Source organism: Mesorhizobium sp. HAY1-8B, from assembly GCF_056868045.1.
In genome coordinates, this window is record NZ_CP200321.1 from 3,998,514 (window position 1) to 4,022,199 (window position 23,686).

Here is a 23,686-nt window from a genome sequence, read left to right on the forward strand (position 1 = left end):
GTTTCCTGCCGGATGAGTCGTTAGTTCCGGTGTTCTCATGGAAGGGAATTTTTATGAACAAGAACGAACTGGTGTCCGCTGTCGCCGACGCCGCGAGCATTTCGAAGGGTGACGCGCAGTCGGCGGTCGATGCGGTGTTTTCCGTCATCACCGGCGAACTGAAGAAGGGCGGCGATGTCCGGCTTGTCGGCTTTGGCAATTTCACCGTGTCAAAGCGTGCGGCCTCGACTGGCCGCAACCCCCAGACCGGCGCTGAAGTGAAGATCCCGGCACGCACCGTGCCGAAGTTTTCGGCCGGCAAAGGCCTCAAGGACGCCGTCAACTAAACGCGTTTTTCTTTTTCAGAGACCAGAAAAGCCGGGCTTGCCTCGGCTTTTCTTTTTTGGGCCTGACACCGGCGCTGATGGTCCCCGGTTATGCGGTCGGCGCATCGGCGCTCATCAGGCCTTCCTTCTTGAGGTCGGCCCAAAGGGTTGCTGGCAGTTTCGCGTCGAGCAGCGCCCGGTTGCTTTCGACTTCGCTCGGCCGCTGGCCGCCGGGGATCACCGAGACGACCGACGGATGCAGCAACGGAAATTGCAGCGCCGCCTCGATCAGCCTGACGCCATGGCGTTTGCAGACAGCCTCGATGCTGGCGACCCGTTCGAGAATGTCCCTCGGCGCTTCGGAATAATTGTAGTAGGCGCCGGGTTTCGGCCCCGTCGCCAGGATCCCGGAATTGTAGGGGCCGCCGAGAACGATGCCGATGCCGCGTTTTTGGCAGAGCGGCAGGAAGGATGTCAGCGCTTCCTGTTCGAGCAGCGTGTAGCGCCCGGCAAGCAGAAACAGGTCGAAATCGCCGCGCTCGGCCAGCGTCTGGGCAACCTGCCATTCGTTGATGCCGCCGCCGAACGCCTTGATGACGCCCTGGTCGCGCAGCGAAAGCAGCCCGTAATAGCCCGAGCGCATGAATTCCTCGATGCGCAGGTCGGACGCCTCCTTGCTGCCATGGGTGAAGATGTCGACATCATGCACGAACAGTATGTCTATCCGGTCGACGCCAAGCCGCTCGAGCGAGGCCTCGAAAGAGCGCATCACGCCGTCATAGCTGTAATCGTACACCTCGCGGCGCGACGGCGTGTCGAAGAACTTGCCGATGCCCGTGCGCTGCTCGGGCGGGCAGGCGCGCATCAGGCGGCCGACCTTGCTCGACAGCACATAGTCATCGCGCTTCTTGCCGCGCAGGAAGGGATTGAGGCGCGTTTCAGACAGGCCGAGCCCATAGAGCGGCGCGGTGTCGTAGTAGCGGCAGCCGGTCGCCCAGGCGGCATCCAGCGTGGCATTGGCATCCTCGTCCGAAACGGTGCGGTAGAGATTGCCGAGCGGTGCCGTGCCGAAGCCGAGCTCGGTAAAGGTGATGCCGCCATTGCCGATGCGGTCGAAATGCCGTGTCTTCATGTCCTGCAGTTTCCCGGGTTGATTTGTCTGGCATGACACTATCACGCCTGTGATCAGGCAAAAGCGTTGCGCGGCGTTGGACACCCATTTTCGCGGTTGCTAGCATGAACCAGATCAAGCTGTTCGTGAAAAAAATCCCGGACGATTTCGAGGGTGGATTTGCAGTGAGCGGCCCGAGCGAAAACCTGTTCAAGACCGCGCTCGATGAACTCGGCGGCGTGTTGGCACGCGTGGATGAAGGCAGCATCGAGGCCGCCTGCAAGCAGTTGGCAGAAGCCAGACAGATCGTCGTCTATGGCTGCGGCCGCGAGGCGTTGCAGGTCAAGGGTTTCGCCATGCGGCTCTTCCATCTCGGTCTGCCTGTCTCGGTGGTCGGGGACATGACCACGCCGCCGCTGGGCCCAGGCGATGTTTTCCTGTCCAGTTCCGGGCCGGGAGAAACCTCGACAGTGCTGACCTTGATGCAGGTTGCGCGCAACGCCGGCGCGACCAATCTGCTGCTGACCGCCCAGGCCGGTGGCAGTGCCGCGGGGCTGGCCGACACCACGCTGATCATCCCGGCCCAGACCATGGCCGATGACCAGGGTCCACAAAAGACTTCGGTCCTGCCGATGGGCTCGGTGTTCGAAGGAGCCCTGTTTCTGCTGTTCGAGGTGATGGTGCTGAAACTCAAATCCCTGACCGGTGCGTCGCCGCAAGCCATGCGCGCGCGCCACACCAACATGGAATAGACCATGCGTTATGAATTGATGCTGCCGCACCAGATCCGCAAGGCGATCACGCAGAATTGGCCGGTCGCGCTGCCGCTGGGCGTGCTTGAATACCATGGCGAGCACATGGCTGTCGGCATGGACACTCTGGCCGTCATCAAGACGCTGGAGCTGTTCGAGCAGGAGAGGGATGTCGTCATCCTGCCGCCCTTCTACTACGGCGCGGCGAGTTACGCGGTGGCGCCGCCGGAAGGCACTGGTTCGGTGCAGGTCGGCGGCAATCAACTGGCCCCATTCGGCGAGGAGCTGTTCTACAGCCTGCTGCGCATCGGCTTCCGCAACATCCACGCCATCGTCCATCACCAGACCGAGAACTTTGCCGCCGGCATGCCGACCGATCTCGCCTTCAAGACCGCCGGCCGTCAGGCGATCTTCCGTTTTCTCGAAAAGCAGCGCGGCGAGGGCTGGTGGGGTTCCGAGACGATGGCTGACTATTATGCCGGACATGCCGAGGGGGAAAACTTCTTCAACTGGGTGCAGGTGCATCCGTTGATGCCGGCGGCCATGAACGGCAAGTACCCGTTCGACCATGCCGGCGTCGGCGAGACATCGCTGATGCTGGCACTATGCCCTGAAGCTGTCGATGCCGCCCGCTTCGCCGACAATACCGGCTGGTATACGGCGGGCGCCAAGGATGCATCGGCGGAACTCGGGCAAAAAGGCGTTGCCATGATCATGGATCACCTGCGGTCCATCCTGAAGACTTAACCGCGGTTTTTCAGCCGTTCCGCCCGGTAAGTCCGACCTTGCCAGGCGATTGGCATGCACCCTTGCCGTAGCGGTCATGGCCTTTGTGGCCAACGCGGATATCGCGCACGAACCAGTACGGCCTTATTTCACCGCTCCCGCAGTCATGCCCATGATCAGATAGCGCTCCAGCGCGATGCCGATGACGGCGAGAGGCGCTATGGCCGCGGTGGCAAGGGCCGCCATCGACCACCAGTTGATGCCTTGCGAGCCGGTCTGGCTCGCCACCATGACCGGAATGGTCTTGGCGTCGGTCGAGGTCAGCAGCGCGGCGAAAAAATATTCGTTCCAGCATAGCACCATCGCCAGGATGAACGCGGCGACCATGCCTGGCAGCGCGATCGGCATGACGATGCGGAAAAACGCGCCCCAGATCGACAGGCCATCGACGAGGGCCGCTTCCTCCAACTCGACGGGAATGGAGTTGAACTGGTCGCGCATGATCCAGATGACGATCGGCAGCACCATCAGGGTGTAGAGCAAGATCAGCCCGACGCGCGTGTCGAGCAGGCCGACCTCCCGGTAGAGCACCAGGAAGGGCAGGGCGAGCACCACGGGCGGCAGGATCAGCTGCGACAGGAAGAAGAAGGAGATATCCTCGTTCCTGAACCAGGCGAATTTGTAGCGGTAGCGCGTCAGGCCATAGGCGGCGAGGCTGCCGATGACGATGGCGAGGCTCGATGCGCCGACCGAAGTGATGACCGAGTTCATGAATCGCTTGAAGAACTCATCGCGCACCGTGGAGGTCTGGAAGATCGAATCCGGCGACAGGCCGAGCGATCGCCAGCCCTTCCAGTCCGGCCAGAAGTCGACGAAGGGGATGAGATGGCCTTGCGTGACGTCGACCGCCGATTTGAACGAGGTCGTTATCGTCCAGTAGATCGGGAACAGGCAGATGAAGGCCCAGAAGACGAGAGCCCCATAGATGAAGACGCGGCTGGTGATGAAGCTCGCCGGAGAGCGGATTTCGGAGACGGTATAGTCGGTGGTCTGAACGCTCATGATCCGGCCACTCAGTTGACGTTGCGCACGAAGCGGTTGGCGAGCTTCAGCAGCCAGGTCACGAACACCACGATGATGACGAGGTAGGCCATTGCCAGCATGGTGCCGTAGCCGACATTCGAGCGGTCGCGGTATTCCCGATAGATGAAGCTCGACACGGAATCGGTCGCGCCGCCCGGGCCGCCTGATGTCACTGTGATGATGATGTCGGCGAGCTTCAGCTTGAAGATGATGCGCAGGATCACGGCCGTCACCGAGACCGGCAGCATCAGCGGGAAGGTGACCTGCCAGAAGGTCTGCCATGCGGTCGCGCCGTCGACGCGCGCCGCCTCCAGCACCTCGCGCGACATGGCCTGCAGGCCGGCCAGCAGCATGATCATCATGAAGGGAATGAAGGTCCAGGCGTCGAGCAGCATGATCGAGATGCGCGCGGTGATCGGATCGGAGAAGAAGGCGGGATTATCCCAGCCGAGATGGCGCGCCAGCGTCGCCGCCGGCCCGAACCGGTATTCCATCAGCGATTTGCCGATCATCCAGGATACCGCGACCGGCGACAGCATCAGCGGCATCAGGAAGACGACGCGGAAGAACTTTCGCGCCCGGATCTGTGCGTTGAGCAACAGCGCCAGGCCGAAGGCGATGACATATTCGACCAGCACCGCCAGCACATAGAGCACCATGTTGAACAGTGCATTGCGGTAGTAGGGGTCGCCAAGCATCTGCCAGAAATTGTCGAGCCCGTTGAACCTGCGGCCACTGAAGGAGGAGAGGTTCCAGTCGGTGAGTGCGATGTAGAAGCCGAACAGCGTCGGGAAGATCACCATGGCGATGGTGAACAGCAGCGCCGGCAACAGGAACAGCGCGCGCTGCCCGTCCTCGCCGCGCGTCAGCACCTGGCCGATGCCGAGCGCCACGCCCCATAGCACATAGGCGTAGACGACGGGACGCCATGTCTCGAAGCCGATCGTGTCGACTTCGCTCTTGTGGAGGACCTGTACCAGGATCGTTGCCAGGAGGCCGAGCGTGACCAGCGCCATCAGCGCCCAGCCAAGGCGTTTGCGGCCTGGCGGGATCAGGTCGGATGGGACGGCGTTTGCCGGCCAATCATTGGTGGGCAAAATCTGGTCAGCCAAGCGTCTCGTCCGGTTGCAGAAGGCACTTCGCGACCGGCGTACCGGTCAAGACAGGGTCCGGCGGCTCTCGTCGCCGGACCCGGTTTCAGGCTCCGATCAGGCCATGCCGAGCGATGCCTTGTAGAGCTTGATCTGCTTTTCGCGGCCGATCTGGTCGGTCAGCTTTTCCCAGGCCGCGGCAATGGCGTCGGCGCCTTCCTGCGCCTTCATCTTGCCCGCGAAGGTGTTGGCCAGGATGTCCTCGGCGGCGGAATAATACTGGAAGATGCCGGGGATGCGTGGCTCGATTGCCGCGTTCGGATGGTTGTAGCTGTCGCCTTCCGACTTGAGGTACGAGGTGATGAAGGCCTCGTCGTAGCCAGCCGCCACCCATTCCGGAATGTCGAAATGGGAATTGCGGTAGGGCTGGAAGCCGGACGGATACATCGCCGTCCAGATCGACAGGTCCTTGCCGCCGAGATGGGCGGCGGCGGACCATGCCGCTTTCTTCTTCTTCTCGTCGCTGTCGACACGGGCCATCACGTAGACGCCCCAGCCGAGGTAGGCGCAGTTCGGCGAATAGTTCGGCCCGCTGGCGAGCTTCTCCCATTTGCCGGTCTTGGAGTTGTAGACGTCGTCCGAGCCCGGCAGGATCGAGAAGCCGGTGACGTCGCCGATGACAGAGGAATCATTGGTCTTCACGTTCGAGCCGACATCGCCCCACCAGGGGATCATCGAGCCGGTGCCGGCCAGGAACTGCTGGAAGGCGGTGGTGTTCGGATCGGCATTGATCTGGTCGGCCGGTTCGGAGGGCAGGGCGTCGATCACGTCCTGAATGGCGCGCACCCAGGCCGGATTGTTGACGCGCGGCTTCATCGTGTCGGCGTCGAACAGCCAGGCCTTGTCGTCGGGATGCTTGGCATAGGCGGTGGCGCGGCTGCCGAGGAAGTAGAACCCGAAACCGCCCCAGGGCTTGGGCGCATCGAGGTAGCCGTAGACGTCCTGGCCCTTGAATTTCTTGCCCTTGAGGAACTTGGTCACGGCCTGCACCTGTTGCCAGGTCTTCGGCACGCCCCATTCGCCTTCACCGCCGCCGTCCTTCCACTGCTTGGCGAGGTCGGCATTGGCGAACACGTCGGTGCGGTAGTTGAAATTGTGCGTGTCGCCGTCGATGGTCACGCGATACTGCTTGCCATCCCAGGTGCCGACCGGCGGCTTCAGATAATTGACCAGATCGTCGAAATCGATCTGCTTCTTGACCCAGTCGGGCATTTCCGAGGTCAGGCCCTTGCCGCAGACGTCGCCTTCGAAGGGGGCGCCCATCTCGATAATGTCGAAGTCGACGGTGCCGGTGGCGATCGACTGCTGCAGGCGGGCGTTGTAGTCGGCCTGCGCCAGGTCGATCCAGCTGATCTTGGCGCCGGTATAGGCTTCCCATGGCTTCAGGAAGCCGCGGAACAGCACATTGTGCAGGTTCTGGTTGTTGAGGCCCATGAAGGTCAGCTCAACGCCGGCGAATTCACCTTCCTTGACATTGGCCTTGGTCGCCTCGAGGCAGAGCTCGCCGACCTTCTGGAAATCGGCATCGGTCGGCTGGCCTTTGCCAACGCCGGGAATCTGCAGGATCTTCGAGCGAAGCTCGCTTGCAGCGGAGGCCGGACGCGTCAGCGCGCCGAGCCCAGCGCCGGATGCCGCCGCGATCGCGGCCATGCTGGCCGCACCCTTCAATATGTCGCGCCTTGTGGCGCCAGCGCGGACCAGTTTGTCGTAAAGACCTGTTCTCATCGACTATTCCTCCCAGAATATCAGTGTGAATGGATGTGGCCACCTGTCGGACGCTGGAGCACGACTGTGCTCCCGGCTGGGCAACGAATTAGGCAGGACCCCACCCTGCGTCGATTGAAATTCCCTGCGGATCGTTACCGACATTTGGACCAGCGCCTGCCACTATTCTCACAACCAAACGCCGTGTCAACGAGAACAGGTTTTTATCTATAAGAGACCGACTTGCCCTGGCAGGTCGCGTTGGTTAGCTTCTGCGCCTACGGCCAGTGGAGCCGATGGGGGAGATATGGCTCAAGTCGCGATCAGCAAGGTGGCCAAGGCGTTTGGAACCGTCAAGGTTCTGCACGAAGTCAGCGTCGACATCGCTGACGGACAGTTCGTCGTGCTGGTCGGTCCTTCAGGTTGCGGCAAGTCCACGCTGCTGAGAATGGTGGCCGGGCTGGAGACCGTTTCCGGCGGCACGATCGCCATCGGTGACCGTGTCGTCAATCATCTGCCGCCCGCAAAACGCGACATCGCCATGGTGTTCCAGAACTACGCGCTCTATCCGCACAAGACGGTGGAGCAGAACATGGCCTTTGCCCTCAAGCTGCGGAAGACCGATCCGGCCGTGGTCGCCGAGCGGGTCAAGCGCGCCGCCGATATCCTGGATCTCAATCCCTATCTCAAGCGCTATCCCCGGCAGCTCTCGGGCGGCCAGCGTCAACGCGTGGCGATGGGGCGTGCCATCGTGCGCAATCCGCAAGTGTTCCTCTTCGATGAGCCGCTCTCGAACCTCGATGCCAAGCTGCGCGTGCAGATGCGCACCGAGATCAAGGAACTCCACCAGCGGCTGAAAACCACCACCATCTACGTCACCCACGACCAGATCGAGGCGATGACGATGGCCGACAAGATCGTCGTCATGCGCGACGGCCGCATCGAGCAGATCGGCGCGCCACTGGAGCTGTTCGACCGGCCAGCCAATTTGTTCGTCGCCGGTTTTATCGGCTCACCTTCGATGAACTTGCTCAAGGGTGTTTTGCGCAAGGGCGACAAGCCCGGTGTCGACATATCAGGTACATTGTTCCCGATTGGCGACAATGCCGCGCGGGACGGGCAGGCTGTCGTCTATGGCGTGCGCCCGGAGCATCTCGAGATCCATCCCGATGGCGTCCCGGCGAAGATTTCGGTGGTCGAGCCGACCGGGTCCGAAACGCTGGTGTTCCTGCGCTTCGGCGACGGTGAGATGGTGGCATTGTTTCGCGAGCGCCACGACTTCAAGCCTGGCGACACGCTCAAGCTCCGGCCCAGGCTCGACCATATCCACCTGTTCGACGCCGAGACCGGCCAGCGTCTCTGATCTCAACGTCTCTGATCTCAAACGGACTTCACGAGGACCATCATGCTCAAAGGGATCCATCCGTTGCTCAATGCCGACGTGCTGCAGGCATTGCGGGCGATGGGACATGGCGACGACCTGATCATCGCCGACACCAATTTCCCGTCCGATTCGGTGGCGCGCCAGACGACGCTCGGCCGGCTGTTGCGCATCGATGCCCCGGCGGCGCAAGTGGTTAAGGCGGTGCTGTCGCTCTACCCGCTGGATACGTTCGTCGACAACTCCGCGGCGCGCATGGAGATCGTCGGCAAGCCGGACGAGATTCCGCCCGTGCAGAAGGAAGTGCAAAAGGAAATCGACGCGGCCGAGGGCAAGTCTTGGCCGATGCTCCCGGTCGAGCGCTACGCCTTCTATGAGCGCGCCAAACGGGCCTATTGCGTCATCCAGACCGGCGAGCGCCGCTTCTACGGCTGCTTCGCCTTCCGCAAGGGCGTCGTGCCGCCGGACGCGGCATAGCATGGCCTCCGGCAAGCCTGTCGTCATGAAACCTGTCGTCGTCCTGGGCGTCTTCGTCGCCGATACCGCCTATCGCGCCGATCGCCAGCCGCGCATGGGCGAAACGATCCTCGGCAATTCTTTCAAGCTCGGGCCGGGCGGCAAGGGTTCGAACCAGGCGGTGGCCGCCGGCAAGCTCGGTGCCGATATCACCTTCCTGACCCGGCTTGGCGTCGATGCCTTCGCAGACATGGCCAAGCGGACCTGGAAGGATGCCGGCGTGAAAAGCGCCGTCATCGATACGCCGGATAGCTACACCGGCGCCGCCTACATCTTCGTCGAGGAGGGAAGCGGCAACAACGCCATCATCGTCAGCCCTGGTGCGGCTATGCTGATTTCGCCGGCCGATATCGAGGCCAATGCCGATCTGATCGGCGGGGCCGGCGTCTTTGTCACGCAGCTCGAACAGCCGATCGACGCGGCGCTGAGGGCGCTGGAGATCGCGCGCGGGGCAGGGGTGACGACCATCCTCAACCCCGCTCCCGCGGCCACGCTCCCCGACCGCATCTACATGCTCTGCGATTATCTCACGCCGAACGAGACCGAGACGGAGGAATTGACAGGGCTGAAAGTCTCCTCGGTCGATGACGCCCGGGCCGCCGCCGGCAAGCTGCTCGAAAAGGGCGTCGGCACCGTCATCGTCACGCTCGGTGACAAGGGCGCACTGCTGCACACCAAGGACCGCTCCGAGCATGTCCCCGCCATCAGCGCCGGGCCGGTGGTCGAAACCACGGGAGCCGGAGATGCCTTCAACGGCGGCTTCGCCGCAGCGCTTTCGCGAGGCGTGGAGCCGGTGCAAGCGGTGCGCTTTGCCTGCGCGGTCGCCGGCATTTCGGTGACGCGGCCGGGGACGGCGCCATCGATGCCGACACTGCGCGAGGTCGAGGCGCTGCTGGCCGGAAGCTAGGATCGGTTTCGCCGATCGACCGTTGTCATTGCCGCCAGCCGTGCGCGAGAGAAGCGCCGACCAACACCTTCTGCTCGCGCGGCCCATGATGCCAACCACAACCGCCGCAAGTCCATGACTAAGAAATTGTCGGCGGCCTGCTTAGCGACCAATCGCGCACATTTCTGACATTACGAACCGCCGCAGGGGCTGTTGGCTGGCTTTGCCTGATGGAGGCAAGGCCAGCACACAGGGTGATCGAACTGGGCTATATCCCTCCTGGCGCGGGAATGGGTGGCTGCCAACGCCGCTTTCCTGATTTGGCTGCATCCCGACAATCCCCTCGAAGGGAAGGACCTGGGCTCCTGACTACCGCGGCGGTCGCGTTCGCGGAAATGGGATGATCGTCAAGGGCGCCTTCTGAAATTCCGCGGCTGCGATCTCTTCAATCAGGACGTCAAGCATCGCGCGGACACTCCGGCTTGTTTCGTCATTTCCGGATAGGCGGTTTTGCGCGCATTCGAGCAGCTCGCGCGCCGCTGCAAAGTCACTTTGCATCGCAACACCCAACTGTCGACCCAACGTGGAGTATGGTCGTCCCAGTTAGTTGAGGGATTGCTAATGTAAATGTGTGCAATTTAGGGAATGGCGCCGGACGTCTTGCAAAGATGGATTGGAGTCCAGGCCATCAGCCCAATGCTTATCTGGTACGACGGGAGTTTTTCGAATTGGGGGAGACGCTATGAGCCGCACCGCTGCAAATGACAATCGACTTCGGGTGCCTCGGTCCGCCTTGCGGTTGAGCCTCTCGACGAGGCTTCAATCTTCCGCTCTCGACCTTCGGCCCCGGCCCTAAAGGAGGACGCCAGGCGGCAGGAAAAATTGAAACTTCTTATGCGCGACAAAGGCCAAGTCCTTGAAAAGACTTGGCGCGAGTGACGGGGCTCGAACCCGCGACCTCCGGCGTGACAGGCCGGCACTCTAACCAACTGAGCTACACCCGCGCATTGACGAGCACGTGTCAGCCGTGTTCGTCGTTGGGGCGGTGGATAAGGGGTTCGCCTCCGGGTGTCAAGCGCACCAAACCATCATAAACACAAACTGGAGAAGGTTTTTTGACAGCCCCCATTCTGTGGACAAATCCGGCGTGCGAACACGGCGTCGGCTGTTCATTTGGCCTTGCGAACCCGGTCCCGACCGCTTAAAGGTCGCGCCGGAGCGGGCGATTAGCTCAGTTGGTAGAGCGCTTCGTTTACACCGAAGATGTCGGCGGTTCGAGTCCGTCATCGCCCACCAAATAGTCTTATGGTTTTTATAGGTTATTTCGCATCGTCGGCTGGCCGCTTTTTGCGAAGGGTGCCGCGAAAAGAGACACCGAGCCAAGTTTTGAACGTAGATGTGATGCGTTTTTGGATATTCCCTGTTCGTCGCAACATCGTGGTCTCGCTGGTCGGATGTCTGTTGGTGGCGGGCTGCTTCGACATGAAGCAGGATCTGGCATTCCGGCGCGATGGGACCGCGACGGCCAATATCCGGATAGCGGTGGATGCTTCGCTACTGGCGATGGCCAAGAACGCGAACGGCAAATGGTGCAGTTCCGACAAGCTGTTGTCGTCGCCGGGCATAACCGGAACCGCCGAGCAGAAAACCGAGGGCCGCGATGAGGTCTGCTCGCTGTTTTTCTCCGGCAAGACAGACGATCTCGTTGCGGCTCTTTCGAACGCCAGTGTCGGAGGAGACAAGAAGCAAGGCGTGCAGCTCAATCGAGTAGGGGACAATTACGAATTCGTCGTCAATTTCCCCAGTCTCAAGCCAACCGACAAGTATGCCGACGATCCGATGGCGCAAGGGCTGCAGACCCTCATATTGGCGAAGATGTCAGGCAGGCATATTGCATGGACGGTGACGGCTCCGCGCATCATCGAGACAAGTGGCACGATATCGGATGACGGACGGACGGCATCCTATTCTCGCCCGCTTGCATCGGCATTTTCCAGCGATCGGCCGACGACATTTCGCGCCGTGTTCTCGCTGGAACCGCCCGGAATGCTCGAACAACTGTTCAACTGGTTTCGGTAAGCCTTGCAGGAAGCCGCGGAGCGGCGACGGAAAGAGCGGCGACTTTCCCTCGCAGGTTTACGGAATCACGGCGGCGCCATCCGGAAATCCTTGCCCTCGGGCAGCAACTGCCCGCCGTCGACGACGATGGTCGTGCCGGTGATGTAGCTGGCATCGTCCGAGGCCAGGAACAGGAAGGCATTGGCGACGTCGCGCGGGCTGCCGAGGCGGCCGAGCGGGATGGAATCCTCCATGTTCTTGATATAGGCGGCGCCGCGATGCTGCTGGATGGCCTCTGTGAGGATGTTGCCGGGCTCGACGCCGTTGACGGTGATGCCGTAGCCGGAGAATTCCAGCGCCGCCGCCCGGATGAAGCCGTTGATGCCCGCCTTGCTGGCCGAATAATGGCCATGGCCGGGACTGGTCACGTGCGGGCCGGTGATGGAGGAGGTGTAGAGCATGCGCCCGGAGCGCTGCGCCTTCATTGGCACCAGTGCCGCGCGGCTGGCATTGAACGTGCCGCGCAGATTGACGGCCATCACGCGGTCCCAGTCGTCAGCGCTGGTGTTTTCGATCAACTGCCAGGGATAGATACCGGCATTCTGCACGATGATATCGAGGCGGCCGTGACGCTTCAGCGCCAGTGCCACCGCGGCCTCCGCGTCGGCCATTTGCGAGATGTCGGTGCGGATGAAGGGCACGCCCAGTTCGTCGGCTGTCGCTTGCCCGGCCTCGGCCTCGGTGTCGGCGAGGACCAGACTTGCGCCTTCTTCGGCGAAGCGAAGCGCGATTCCCTTGCCGATGCCGCGCGCGCTGCCGACGATCAGCGCCACCTTGTCCTTCAGTCTTCCGGTCATGCGAGCCGTCCTGTCATGCGAGTCTTTGGCGAATGGTTTGCTTGAATGCGTCGAGCAGCACCGCGGCCAGCACCAGCAGGCCGTGGATGACCTGGGTGAAGTTGGCCGGCAGTCCCATCAGGTTGATCGCCGTGTTGATGGCCGAGAGCAGGAGCACGCCGGCATAGACGCCGGGCAAGGTGCCGACGCCGCCTTTCAGGCTGACGCCGCCGATGACGACCGCGGCAAAGGCGTTGAACAGCAGCCCGACGCCGAGATTTGCGGTGGCGCCCGAGGTGCGGATCGCCAGCAGCCAGCCGGCAAGGCCAGCGATGGCGCCGGCAAGCACGAAGGCGATGATGAGGTTTCGGTTGACCCGGATGCCGGCGCGGAAGGTCGCCGTCTCGTTGCCGCCGATCATCACGAGGTGCCGGCCGAACGGCGTCTTGGCCATGATCAGCGAGAAGACGACGAAACAGGCGATGGCGATCCAGGCGGTCAGCGGCAGGCCGATCAGCCGCTGGATGCCGAACCAGCGGATGGCGGGTGCCAAATCCTGAGCCGAGCGGCCGCCCGAAATGACCAGCACCAGGCCGCGCACCCAGATGTAGGACGCCAGCGTGATGATGAAGGCGCTCATCTTGACCTTGACGACCAGAAACCCGTTGAAGGCGCCGATCAGACCGCCGACGGCCAGAGCCAGCAGCAGCGACACCGGAACCATCAGCCATTCGGGGTGCAATTGGATGCCGAGGCCGATGCCGGACGAGCAGAACAGGATGCCCACCGCCATGGCGCTGAGCGCCGCGACGGATTCGACCGACAGGTCCATGTGCCCGGCGATGATGACCAGCGCCAGGCCGATCGACATGACGCCGAGCACGCTCGAAGCCTCGATGATGTTGGCGAAGATGCCGAGCTGGAAATAGTTCGGGATGAAGATGGAGAAGACCACCAGCACGAAGACCAGCATGAACCAGACAAGGTTGTCGAGAACGAACTCCAGGGCTTGGCGGGTGCGGGGGTTCATGAGCTGATCCGGCTGGCGCATGAACCCCGAAAATCGATTTCGGTGACGATCTTGCGCGGATTGATGTTGCGGAGAAGCGGCTCCGGACCACTTTGGTCCGGAGCACCTTATGCGACCGGCCTATTCGACCGGTTTGACGGTATCCGTCGGCGCCTTCTGGTTGCCCCAGAAGGCCGGATTGTCGACGTTTTCCTTGGTGATGGCGGCACCCGGGATCTTGATGTTCGGCCCCCACGCTTCTTTGGTCACGGTCGATTTCAGGCCCAGCACGTCGTAGTCGCCGGGCTTGATCTCCTGCTTGTTGGCGACCTTGTCCATGAACATGGCGACGGCCGCGGCCTGCGCGTAGAGCGGCTGCTCGACTTCGACGTTGAGCCAACCCTTGCGGATCAGGTCGAGGCCGACCGGCGCGCCATTCGAGCTCATCAGCATGACGTCGCCCGGCTTTTTGCCGGCGGCTTCGAGCGACGCGACGGCGGCGACCGAGAGATGCGCGGCATGGCTGAAGATCAGGTCGATGTCGGGGTTGGCCAGCATCTGGTCGGCGACGATGGTGCCGGCATTGCTGGCTTCCCACTGCATGGCCGGCAGCGAGATGATTTTGACGTCGGGGAACGCCTTCATCTTCTCCTCGAAACCCTTCTGGATGTCGAGCGTGTAGGGATCGCCAGGATCGCCGAGCACCTGTAGCACCTTGCCCTTCACCGATCCGTTCTTCGCCTTCAACAGCTTCTGCGCCTGGTCGGCGGCGATATGGCCGATCTCGACGGTACCCGCCACCGAGGTGAAGTCGGAAGGTGTCGACGTGATCTGGCGGTCGAACTCGACCACCGGGATGCCGGCGGCGCGTGCGGCCTCGATGGACGGCTTCAGAGCGTTGAAATCGACCGCCGCCAGGATGATCGCCTTTGGCTTCAGCGCGATGACGTCGTTCATCTGCGATTGCTGGGCGTCGGTCTTGTTGTCGGCGTTCAGCGTCTTCATCTCGTAGCCGACCTGTTTCAGGAACAGCTCCAGCGCGGTCACCGAGCCGGTCTGGAACTCGTCCAGCAATGTCGGCACCATATAGTAGACGGTCCCCTTGGACTGGGCGAATGCCGGCGTGAGCGTGGCAAAGGCCAGTGCCAGGATACCGAAGACAGCAAGAAGTATTCGCTTCATGTCGTTCGCTCCTGTTGAGCCGGACCCCTCTTTTGTCCCTCAGCCAGCCGGTCCGGCACCGGCAAGCGTCTCGCCGGTGATCATGTTGATCACCGCATCGGGACTTGTTTTGTTTCTGGCGACATCGCCGGCCACGATACCTTGGCGGATCACCACGATCCGGTCGGCGACCTGAAAAGCCTGCTGCATGATATGGGTGATGATGACGACGCCGATGCCCTGGCTCGCCACCTGGCGGATCATGTCGAGGCCGCGCCGCGTCTGCTCGACGCCAAGGGCGGCGAACGGCTCGTCGAGAAGCACCAGCTTGCCGCCCCAATGCACGAACCGGTTGAGTTCGATGGCCTGGCGCTGGCCGCCCGAGAGATGCTCGACGTTGGTGCGCAGTGATGGAATGCGGGTGCCGGCGCTGGCCAGCGCCTTCGCGACGACGGCCTCCATGGCGCGCTCGTCGAGCACGGGAATGCCCAGGACCTTCCTGGTGATCTCACGGCCCATGAAGAAATTCGCCACCACGTCGACATTGGTGCACAGCGACAGGTCCTGGTAGACGGTTTCGATGCCCGCCGCCTTCGCCTCGGCCGGCGATCTGGCAAGAAACTCCTTGCCCTCGAACAGCATGCGGCCGGAGGTCGGCTCCAGCCCGCCGGCGATGATCTTGACGAGCGTCGATTTGCCGGCGCCGTTATCGCCGAGCAGCGCCACGACCTCGCCCTTGTCGATGGAGAAACTGATCCCCTTGAGCGCTTCGATCGCGCCGTAGTTCTTGGTGACGTTGTCGAGTACCAGCAGCGGTTCGCTCATGCGGCGATCTCCTTGGCCGCGAGGAGATCGCGGCCGCGTTCGCGCTCGGCCGTGAACATCTGGCCGAAGCGGGGCGACAGCACTCCGGAAACAGCGAGGGCGGCGGCACCGCGCAATACCGAATGTTGCCCGCCGCGTGCGACCATGACCCGGGGCGTCGTGCGGTCCTTGCGCGCGGAGACGGAATTGTGGAGACCGTCGGTCGAGCCAGCCAGCCGTTCAAGCAGGTCAGTGGATGCCAGCCCGCCGAGGATGACCGTTTCGGGGTCGAAGAGATTCTCGATGACGGCAATGGCATTGTGAAAGATCGGTGCGACTTCCGCGACCCAATCGGCCTCGCCGCCGTTCCAGCGCCGGAGCGCCTCGAGCGAGAGGTATCTTTCGAGACAGCCCCGGTTGCCGCAGGGGCAGGCCTCGCCGCCGGGAACGACGGGAATGTGCCCGACCTCGCCGGCATTTCCCCAGGCGCCACGCAGCGGGCTGCCGTCGTGAACCATGACGCCGCCAAGGCCGACGCCGAAATAGAGGTAGTAATATTCAGAGAATTGAGCGCCGAGGCCGTAGAGCCGCTCGCCCATGGCCGCCGCCGCCATGTCGGTTTCGAAGAAGGCCGGCAGCCCGGTCGAGGCCGCCAGCCGCTCGCGCAGCGCCACATCCTTCCAGCCGGTCATGGTGGTCGGGCCGACAAAACTCATGGATTCGACGCCGAATGGGCCGGGCAGGGCCAGGCCGACTCCAAGCACCCGTCCTCCGGCCCGCAACCTGATCAATTCGATCACCATCGCGCCGATGAGGTCGAAGGCATGGTCCGGCGTCGCGTTCGGGGCCTCGCGATAGGTGCTCTCGATCACGTCGCCACGCAGATTGATCAAGGCCGCATTGATGCCGAGCGGGGTGATGTGGATGCCGACGGCATAGCCGCCCTCGGGATTGATCCGCAGCGTCGCAGGGGGCAGGCCGCGCCCCTTCGGCTCTTCGCGCACCGAGAGGATGTAGCCCTGCTCTTCCAATTCACGAACGATGGTCGAGACCGTTTGGACCGTAAGCCCGACGCGGTTGGCGATTTCGCCACGGGCTATCGGTCCATGAAGGCGGATGGACTCAAGCACGATGCGCCGGTTGTACGGCCGCCCGAACTCCTGATTGGTCCCCCGCAATGCCATGCCTTGCGCCCTCGGTTGACGCGAGGTTCGCACCAAAGATTTATTCAGTCAAATGGAATTCAAAAATAAAATTGAAGCAGCATCCCAAGCTCCCGAGGGGACGTAGGTCGTATCGGCCTAGGACCTGTTCACCTGTCGCCCTTGGCCGATTGCCGTCACGGCAAAACGCTTCAATGGTGGAGCCTCGCAACCGTTGAACAGAGTATGGAGCAAAGATGATCGAACTGCCGTTTGCCCGCGACGAGTACCAGCAGCGGCTTCGCAAGATCCGCACCGAGATGGCGAGGCGCGGTCTCGAGCTTCTTGTCGTCAACGACGTTGCCAACCAGCATTACATCACCGGCTATGATGGCTGGTCATTCTACACGCCGCAGGTGGTGCTGGTTCCCTTGGAGGAGGTCGAGCCGGTCTGGATCGGCCGCGCCATGGATGCGGCTGGTGGTCTTCTGACGGCATGGATGAAGCCCGAGAACGTGGTTGGCTTCCCGGAAGATCATGTCCAGCGTGCCGATCGCCATCCCATGGACTGGATCGCGAACTGGATCGCCGCCAAGGGATGGGGTGTCAGACATATCGGCGTTGAACTCGAAGCCTATTATTTCTCGCCAAAGGCACATGCCAGGCTCGTCGCCGGCCTTCCCAACGCCAAATGGCACGATGCCGACCTTCTGGTGAACTGGATCCGCGCGGTCAAATCGGCACCCGAGATCGCTTATCTGCGCAAGGCATCGACCCTGGCCGAGGCGGCCGTCGCGCGGGCCTTCGAGGTGATCGCGCCTGGTGTGCGCGAATGCGATGCCATTGCTGCCATCCAGGCGGCGCAGATCGCCGGCAGCCCGGATTTCGCGGGCGACATCACCGCCCTTCCGCCGACAATCCTCGGCGGCGAGAATGCCTCGGCCCCGCACATCATGTGGAGCGACAGGCGGTTTGGAGATAACGAGACGATTGCGCTGGAGCTGGCCGGCGTCTGCCGCCGCTATGCGGCCGGGCTGGCAAGAACGATGCAACTCGGCAAGACGCCGACGCGTGTCTCGGACACGGCGAAGGCGGTGATCGAGGGCATGGACGCGGTTCTCGATGCGGTCAGGCCGGGAACATCTGCCGAAGCGGTCGAGGGTGCGTGGCGCAAGGTCATCCAGCGCTACGGACTGAAGAAGGAATCGCGTATCGGCTATTCCATCGGCGTTGCCTATCCGCCGGATTGGGGCGAGCACACGATCAGCCTCAGGCCCGGCGACAAGACGGTACTTCAACCCGGCAACGTCCTTCATTCCATCCTCGGCATGTGGATGGATGGCTGGGGCATCGAGGTCTCCGAGACCATCCTGGTAACCGAAAACGGCCATGAGACCCTGACGAAGTTCCCGCGAGAGATCCATGTCAGATCCTGAGGGCTCGGCCATGGCAGGCGATGTTGCCGGTCCCGGCGCGGTCGATATCGACGCCGGGCTTCTCGATCGCATGATCGAGATACGGCGCCATTTGCACCGCAATCCCGAACTGTCGAACCGCGAGGCCGACACGCAGCGTTATCTCAGGCAGAAGCTGGCCGGCGAGGGAATGACCGATATTCGCGATGTCGCGGGCTTTGGCCTGGCCGTCGATATTGTCGGCACCGGCAAACCGTCAAATCGAAAGATTGCCATTCGCGCCGATATCGATGCCTTGCCGATCGAAGAAGAGTCCGGCGTCGATTATGCCTCGACAAATCCCGGCGTGATGCATGCGTGCGGCCACGACGCCCACGCATCGATGGGCTTCGCGGTTGCCGCGCACCTCCATAAATCAAGGGCCGATTTTGGCGGCACCGTGCGTCTCATTTTCCAACCGGCCGAGGAGGACTTGCCCTCGGGCGGCAAACGTGTGGTGGAGGAGGGGCTGCTCGACGATATCGACGCCGCGATCTGCCTTCACGTCGATCCGTATACGCCATCAGGCAAGATCGCGGTCCGCTCGGGTCCCTACACGCTGGCGTGCGATACGTTCGACGCCGACGTCATCGGTGAGGCGGCCCATGCGGCAAAGCCCTATGAGGGCATCGATGCGATCGCCGTGGCCTGCTCCATGGTGAGTGAATTGCAGAAGATCGTCTCGCGCGAGATTGATCCCTACGATCCCCTGGTCATTTCCGTCACCGGTATCAACGGCGGCAGCGCCTACAATGTGATCGCCGGCAAGGTCACCTTGAAAGGGACCATCCGCAGCGGCAGCGATGCAACCCGCGAGCGGGCCTGGCGGCGTGTTCGCGAAATCCTCGAGGGCATGGCGGCGAGCCACGGCGCCAGTGTGGAACTCGCCATACACAAGGGCGAGCCTGGGGTCGTCAACGACGGCGAAATGGCCGAACTGATTGCCGCCAGCGGCAAGGCCTGCATCGGCGCCGACAATGTTCTCAACACGCCCGGATGGACCATTGCCGACGATTTTGGCTACTACAGCGAGAAGCGCCCGTCGGTCTATTTCCGGCTTGGGATTCGCAACGAGCAGGTCGAATCGGTCTTTCCGCTGCACCATCCCCGGTTTCGGGTCGACGAGGCCGCCTTGAAGATTGGTGCGGCCACTCTGATTTCGGCGGCAACCCGATTTCTGTCGATACAGCCAGGAAGCACAGACTGATCAGGCGATCCAAGACCGGTTCATGCATGGTTTGCACGAGAGCCCTACCAACCCGGGCTTGCGCGCCTCAGAGATACTGGGCGACCTTCTTGCCGACCGTGAGGAAGCGCAGGGGATCGATCGCTTCGCCATTGTGGCGCACTTCGTAGTGCAGATGCGGGCCGGTCGAGCGGCCGCTGCTGCCGGTCTTGCCGATGATGGCGCCGGCGTCCAGTTTCTCACCCACGGTCACATCGATTTCGCTCAGATGTCCGTAGCGGGTCGCAAAACCATTGCCGTGGTCGACCTCCACCATGCGGCCATAGCCCCCGTTCCAGCCGGCCTTCGTGACAATGCCGGGCGCCGTGACCTTGGCCGGCATGCCGATGGGAGCCCTGAAGTCCATTCCCGAGTGCAGCGCGGCGGTGCCGAGAATAGGATCCGTGCGCACGCCGAACGGACTGGTGACGGAGTGGCCAGGGGCGGGGTTGGCAAGCGGCAGCCGGCGCGCTTCCTTCTTTAATTGGTCAAGCGTATCCAGGGCTTCGTCCAGTTCCTTGACCTTGCTGTCGAAGATCATCGAACTGTCGAGTGGGATCAGCGGGCCGCCGACATCGCTCTCGTTCTTGCCGAAATCGCTGTCGACCGGCAGCCCTGCCGCCGCCAGCGCCTGCTGAATGGCATCCGCGCTCTTGTAGGCATTGTCGGCGAGCGTGCTGATGCGCGTGAGTTGTTCGTTTTCGATGGACTTGAGCGACTGGTTGATTGAAACGAACAGCTTGTCCGCGCGATCCGCGGCGGAATCGCTGGGCAGTGGATCGGTTCGGGTCGACCACAAGGAGAACGGTCTGGTGTCGGCGGCACCCAGGTCCACGCCCAGGCTGGCGACCGCGTAGTTCTGCGCAGGCTGGCTGATACTGCCGGTCACCTGTGCGTGCTTGTCCGGCTTGACGGCTGCTGCGGGATCTTCGGCGGGCTCCGTCCCGGCCTCATTCTCAGCGCGTTCGAGCAGCGGGCCGAGACGGCCGTGCCGCTGGCTGAGCTGTGTCTGGCGTTCAAGCAGTTCGCTGACCTTGGTTTCCATCAGTTGCTGGTCGAGCAACTGGCGGCTGGTGATGCGGTCGACCTGGGCGCGAAGTGCCGAGATGCGGTCTTCATAGGCCTGCTGCATGCGCGCCTGGCGCGCGGTGGTGGCGCCGATCAGGTCGTCGCGCAGCACGAGATAGGATGTGGCCAGGAGGTAGCCGATGGCAATAGCGGCGAGTGCTGAACCGATGAATGCCGCGAGCCAGGGCCGGATCGTGAAATGCCTGATCTCGTTGCCGCGCGCGATGATGATCGTGTGAGGTTCCTTGCGCCTGCCGAAGACTGCGGACTGACCGGTTGCGTTCACGGGACCAAGCTTTCGTTTACGACATCACGACACCCTGACTACACATTATTAAGGTTAACAAAGCTTTGCCGGATTGAACGCGCGGCAACGAATGCACGCGGAGCGGGCGGGAGGTTGCATGAGAACCGCCAAGTTGAGCCCCCGGTGTCGCGAAATCCCTGGCAATCGACACCAATGTGCCGGGCGGGAGAAGCGATTTTCGCTCGCGCCTTAGGGGTAGTTTCTTAACTGTCTTCGATTGCTTTTAATTGACGGTTTTCGAGTAAAGCGTGCTGGGATTTGGGATTCATTATGGCTGTGGGAATGCTGAGCGATCTGGTTGGCAAGATCCTCGACAAGATTTCGGGCACTGGTCTGCTGGCGACGGGGCTTTTGCTGCTGACTGCCTTTGTCAGCGCGCTCGTGGCCTATTGGCGCACGGTCGAGAATAAGAGCTGGAAGGAGTTTTTCGAGTTCGTCATTCCGCACGAGGTCATCACCCATCCCTCGGCGAAGGCCGATCTGCTGTTCTGGGTGACGAAGAAGGCCCTGATGCCCTTCCTGATGCTGCCTGCCGGCATTGTCTTCGTCACCGCGGTTGGCTACGCGACCAACTGGCTGTTTTCGACACTCTTCCAGTTCCAGCCGCCTCTGGTCGAGGGGCCAGCAGGGCCGGTGACGGTGCTGATCTTCACCATCACCATGCTGCTTGCCTACGACATTTCCTATTATCTCTATCACGTCGCCCAGCATCGCTATCCGCTGCTTTGGGAGTTGCACAAGGTGCATCACTCGGCCGAGGTGATGGTCGGGATCACCAAGGATCGGGTCCACCCGCTCGACGAGCTGATGAATCGGGCTTGGGACGGCCTCATCGTCGGCGTCTGCTTCGGCATCTGGTCGCTGATCTCACTGAACCTTGTCGAACTGACCGTCTTTGGCGTGAACGTCTATGTCATGCGCAACATCCTGATGATGGATTTCGTCAGGCACACGCATTTCAAGATCTCGTTCGGCCGGCTCAACAATGTGATCCTGTGTCCCCATTGGCACCAGTTGCATCACAGCACCGATCCACGCCACTACGACAAGAATTTCGGCCTGCTGTTCTCGTTCTGGGACCGGCTGTTTGGAACATTGTGCGTGCCGAAGCCCGACGAGGACTTCAAGTTCGGACTGATCGACCGCGATGTGCGCGATTATCAGTCGCTCGCCGGCCTCTATGTCATGCCGCTGAAGCGGATGTGGAGGCATATCGCCAGGCGCATGCGGCCTGGAAAACCACGGACCTCACGATCATCAGAAGGGACACGGCCATGAACGCTCCTTTCGTGCTCGCCATCCCGCGGACACGCACCTTCGAAGTCGTGACATCGGCGGAGCGGCTGGCCGAGATCACGCCGGCCTGGAGCGCACTTTGGCGGCGCGTCGGCGGGCTGGTCTTCCAGCACCCGGAATGGATCGCGGCCTGGTGGCGCACGACCCCGCAGCAGGAACTGCGCACGCTCAGGATCGGACTGGCCTGGAATGGCGACCGGCTCGATGGCGTGATTGCACTCGCCACTTTCAAGCGCTCCGGCATCCGCATGCTCGAATGGGCAGCAAAGGATCACAGTGACTATGGCGACGCGCTGCTTGCCCCCGACTGTGATTCGCAGGCGTTTTCCCGGCTCTGGCAGTATGTTCTTGATCAGGGTGGCTTCGACCTGATCTATCTCAACCGTCTGCTGCCGGATGCCGGTGTCCGTGCTCTGCTGGACCCGGCCTCGCGCCATGGCAAGGCGCTACGGCCCAACCACCGCAGTGAAACCAGCTACCGTGTCGCCGGTTCCTGGCAGGGTGGGGCGAAATGGTTCGAGACGCTGTCCAAGAAGGCCCGGCAGAATTACCGTCGTGGCCGCAAGTTCATGGAGGAAGGCGGGGAATTGCGTTTCCGCCTGCTGGATGCGGACGAGCCGCGTGAGCCTGTGCTCGCGCGGGTTGCGGCGCTGAAGCGCCTCTGGCTCGCCCGGCATGGCCGCGTCTCGGACCTGTTCGACGAGGGCTCGCCCGTTCTCGCCGCGCTTGTTTCCGTGCTGGCCGAACTCGGGCTGTTGCGCATCTTCGTGCTGGAGCTTGACGGCACGATTATCGCCGTCTCTATCAATTTCGAGCAGCACGGCACGATGATGGCTTTCGTCACCACCTACGATCCCGAATACGAGCGCGCCTCGCCGGGCATGGTACTGATGATGGACTATATCCAGTGGTCGCTCGACCGCGGCTTGGCCAAGGTTGATTTTCTCTGCGGTGGCGAGGACTTCAAGCGCCGCTTCGCCACGCAATCAGTCACGCTGTGGTCGATGATGGGCGCTCGCGGTCTGCGCGGCCATCTCGCCATGCTGGCCGATCATGCGAACCATGTTGCGAAATCCTGGCGGGCGCGGCGGCAGCCGAAGGCGGAAACATCCGACGAGTAAGGCCGGCTCGTGTGAACCTGGCATTGCGCTATCAAAGCGCGCGAACGGCTTCCAGCACTTCCTCGGCATGGCCCTTGACCCGGACCTTGCGCCAGATCCTGACGATCCGCCCGTCTCGGCCGATCAGGAACGTCGCGCGCTCGACGCCCATGTATTTGCGGCCATACATCGATTTCTCGACCCAGAGATGGTAGGCTTCGATCACCTTGCGTTCCTCGTCGGCGGCGAGATCGATGGTGAGATTGTATTTCGACTTGAACTTGTCATGCTTCTTGACGGGATCGGGCGACAGGCCGATCACGACGGCACCGGCCTTCTCGAAATCCGGCTTCAGCTGTGAAAAGCTGATCGCCTCCTGCGTGCAGCTTGTGGTGTCGTCCTGCGGATAGAAGTAGAGCACCACGGGTTTGCCGGCCGACGCGGCGAGGCTGAGCGAACCGCCGCCATCTCGCGGCAGGTCGAATTGCGGCGCAAGATCGCCCACGTCGAGGTCAGCCATATCGATGCCCTTGTTTGAGGTTACACGCGAAGCCACACCGATATAGTGTCGAGCGGGGATTCGTCCACGAGCGAATTCGTACAACGGAAGA

Annotated in this window: 22 protein-coding genes and 2 tRNA genes; 12 read left to right on the plus strand and 12 right to left on the minus strand. The window is 62.2% G+C overall.

Annotated elements, in window-relative coordinates; genetic code table 11:
* Window positions 1-53 precede the first annotated feature (53 nt).
* Window positions 54-326 (plus strand): HU family DNA-binding protein, encoded by a 273-nt coding sequence (locus tag AC1VON_RS18865; RefSeq protein WP_006201846.1) that lies wholly within the window; start codon window positions 54-56, stop codon window positions 324-326.
* An 88-nt stretch (window positions 327-414) separates the two neighbouring features.
* On the opposite strand, the gene AC1VON_RS18870 is transcribed toward AC1VON_RS18865, so the two are convergent.
* Window positions 415-1,437, minus strand: a complete 1,023-nt coding sequence (locus AC1VON_RS18870) for an aldo/keto reductase (protein ID WP_483124506.1) — start codon at window positions 1,435-1,437, stop codon at window positions 415-417.
* 104 nt (window positions 1,438-1,541) lie between these two features.
* Between AC1VON_RS18870 and AC1VON_RS18875 the strand changes: the two genes are divergently transcribed.
* Window positions 1,542-2,168 (plus strand): SIS domain-containing protein, encoded by a 627-nt coding sequence (locus tag AC1VON_RS18875; RefSeq protein WP_172350854.1) that lies wholly within the window; start codon window positions 1,542-1,544, stop codon window positions 2,166-2,168.
* Between the two features lie 3 nt (window positions 2,169-2,171).
* Window positions 2,172-2,915 (plus strand): creatininase family protein, encoded by a 744-nt coding sequence (locus tag AC1VON_RS18880; protein WP_483124507.1) that lies wholly within the window; start codon window positions 2,172-2,174, stop codon window positions 2,913-2,915.
* Between the two features lie 123 nt (window positions 2,916-3,038).
* On the opposite strand, the gene AC1VON_RS18885 is transcribed toward AC1VON_RS18880, so the two are convergent.
* The 3 genes from AC1VON_RS18885 to AC1VON_RS18895 all read right to left on the minus strand — a co-directional run bounded on the left by AC1VON_RS18885 (window position 3,039) and on the right by AC1VON_RS18895 (window position 6,853).
* A complete protein-coding gene (locus tag AC1VON_RS18885; RefSeq protein WP_056562348.1) occupies window positions 3,039-3,956 on the minus strand; it encodes a carbohydrate ABC transporter permease in 918 nt (305 codons plus the stop codon).
* 11 nt (window positions 3,957-3,967) lie between these two features.
* Window positions 3,968-5,089 (minus strand): carbohydrate ABC transporter permease, encoded by a 1,122-nt coding sequence (locus AC1VON_RS18890; RefSeq protein WP_483124508.1) that lies wholly within the window; start codon window positions 5,087-5,089, stop codon window positions 3,968-3,970.
* A gap of 96 nt (window positions 5,090-5,185) precedes the next feature.
* Complete coding sequence (locus AC1VON_RS18895; protein ID WP_483124509.1) at window positions 5,186-6,853, minus strand: ABC transporter substrate-binding protein; 1,668 nt, start codon at window positions 6,851-6,853, stop codon at window positions 5,186-5,188.
* 286 nt (window positions 6,854-7,139) lie between these two features.
* Here AC1VON_RS18895 and AC1VON_RS18900 point away from each other — a divergent pair, with 286 nt between their 5' ends.
* The 3 genes from AC1VON_RS18900 to rbsK are packed head-to-tail and all read left to right on the plus strand — an operon-like array spanning window position 7,140 to window position 9,636.
* Window positions 7,140-8,195, plus strand: coding sequence for an ABC transporter ATP-binding protein (locus tag AC1VON_RS18900; protein ID WP_172350850.1), 1,056 nt, complete (start codon window positions 7,140-7,142; stop codon window positions 8,193-8,195).
* A 42-nt stretch (window positions 8,196-8,237) separates the two neighbouring features.
* Entirely contained in the window at window positions 8,238-8,690 is a 453-nt protein-coding gene (locus tag AC1VON_RS18905; protein WP_483124510.1) for an RbsD/FucU family protein, read from the plus strand.
* Between the two features lies 1 nt (window position 8,691).
* Complete coding sequence (gene rbsK, locus AC1VON_RS18910; RefSeq protein WP_483124511.1) at window positions 8,692-9,636, plus strand: ribokinase; 945 nt, start codon at window positions 8,692-8,694, stop codon at window positions 9,634-9,636.
* A 906-nt stretch (window positions 9,637-10,542) separates the two neighbouring features.
* Here rbsK and AC1VON_RS18915 read toward each other — a convergent pair.
* Window positions 10,543-10,619: transfer RNA gene (locus tag AC1VON_RS18915), tRNA-Asp, on the minus strand.
* A 216-nt stretch (window positions 10,620-10,835) separates the two neighbouring features.
* Here AC1VON_RS18915 and AC1VON_RS18920 point away from each other — a divergent pair.
* Together AC1VON_RS18920 and AC1VON_RS18925 are read left to right on the plus strand one after the other, a co-directional pair.
* Window positions 10,836-10,911, plus strand: a tRNA-Val gene (locus tag AC1VON_RS18920).
* Window positions 10,912-10,920: 9 nt separating this feature from the next.
* Window positions 10,921-11,694 (plus strand): hypothetical protein, encoded by a 774-nt coding sequence (locus AC1VON_RS18925; RefSeq protein WP_172350835.1) that lies wholly within the window; start codon window positions 10,921-10,923, stop codon window positions 11,692-11,694.
* A gap of 65 nt (window positions 11,695-11,759) precedes the next feature.
* Here AC1VON_RS18925 and AC1VON_RS18930 read toward each other — a convergent pair whose 3' ends face one another.
* From AC1VON_RS18930 to AC1VON_RS18950, 5 genes are all read right to left on the minus strand, one after another.
* Window positions 11,760-12,530, minus strand: a complete 771-nt coding sequence (locus AC1VON_RS18930) for an SDR family oxidoreductase (RefSeq protein WP_172350834.1) — start codon at window positions 12,528-12,530, stop codon at window positions 11,760-11,762.
* A 13-nt stretch (window positions 12,531-12,543) separates the two neighbouring features.
* On the minus strand, window positions 12,544-13,539 hold the full coding sequence (locus AC1VON_RS18935; RefSeq protein WP_065005129.1) for an ABC transporter permease: 996 nt from the start codon (window positions 13,537-13,539) through the stop codon (window positions 12,544-12,546).
* Between the two features lie 120 nt (window positions 13,540-13,659).
* On the minus strand, window positions 13,660-14,700 hold the full coding sequence (locus AC1VON_RS18940; protein ID WP_483124512.1) for a sugar ABC transporter substrate-binding protein: 1,041 nt from the start codon (window positions 14,698-14,700) through the stop codon (window positions 13,660-13,662).
* Between the two features lie 39 nt (window positions 14,701-14,739).
* Entirely contained in the window at window positions 14,740-15,504 is a 765-nt protein-coding gene (locus tag AC1VON_RS18945; RefSeq protein ID WP_483124513.1) for an ATP-binding cassette domain-containing protein, read from the minus strand.
* Window positions 15,501-16,667 (minus strand): ROK family transcriptional regulator, encoded by a 1,167-nt coding sequence (locus AC1VON_RS18950; protein ID WP_483124514.1) that lies wholly within the window; start codon window positions 16,665-16,667, stop codon window positions 15,501-15,503. The genes AC1VON_RS18945 and AC1VON_RS18950 overlap by 4 nt, the downstream gene beginning before the upstream one ends.
* A 215-nt stretch (window positions 16,668-16,882) precedes the next feature.
* On the opposite strand from AC1VON_RS18950, the gene AC1VON_RS18955 reads away from it, so the two are divergent.
* Both AC1VON_RS18955 and AC1VON_RS18960 read left to right on the plus strand, forming a co-directional pair.
* Entirely contained in the window at window positions 16,883-18,061 is a 1,179-nt protein-coding gene (locus AC1VON_RS18955; protein WP_483124515.1) for a M24 family metallopeptidase, read from the plus strand.
* On the plus strand, window positions 18,048-19,286 hold the full coding sequence (locus AC1VON_RS18960) for a M20 metallopeptidase family protein (protein ID WP_483124516.1): 1,239 nt from the start codon (window positions 18,048-18,050) through the stop codon (window positions 19,284-19,286). Before AC1VON_RS18955 ends, AC1VON_RS18960 begins: the two co-directional genes overlap by 14 nt.
* A 67-nt stretch (window positions 19,287-19,353) precedes the next feature.
* Here the strand turns inward: AC1VON_RS18960 and AC1VON_RS18965 are convergent, their stop codons facing one another.
* A complete protein-coding gene (locus tag AC1VON_RS18965) occupies window positions 19,354-20,658 on the minus strand; it encodes a M23 family metallopeptidase (protein ID WP_483124517.1) in 1,305 nt (434 codons plus the stop codon).
* Window positions 20,659-20,961: 303 nt separating this feature from the next.
* Here AC1VON_RS18965 and AC1VON_RS18970 point away from each other — a divergent pair, with 303 nt between their 5' ends.
* On the plus strand, window positions 20,962-21,957 hold the full coding sequence (locus AC1VON_RS18970; RefSeq protein WP_172352991.1) for a sterol desaturase family protein: 996 nt from the start codon (window positions 20,962-20,964) through the stop codon (window positions 21,955-21,957).
* Window positions 21,954-23,096, plus strand: coding sequence for a GNAT family N-acetyltransferase (locus tag AC1VON_RS18975; protein ID WP_483124518.1), 1,143 nt, complete (start codon window positions 21,954-21,956; stop codon window positions 23,094-23,096). Before AC1VON_RS18970 ends, AC1VON_RS18975 begins: the two co-directional genes overlap by 4 nt.
* Window positions 23,097-23,127: 31 nt before the next feature.
* Here AC1VON_RS18975 and AC1VON_RS18980 read toward each other — a convergent pair whose 3' ends face one another.
* A complete protein-coding gene (locus tag AC1VON_RS18980; RefSeq protein WP_483124519.1) occupies window positions 23,128-23,595 on the minus strand; it encodes a peroxiredoxin in 468 nt (155 codons plus the stop codon).
* Window positions 23,596-23,686 lie beyond the last annotated feature (91 nt).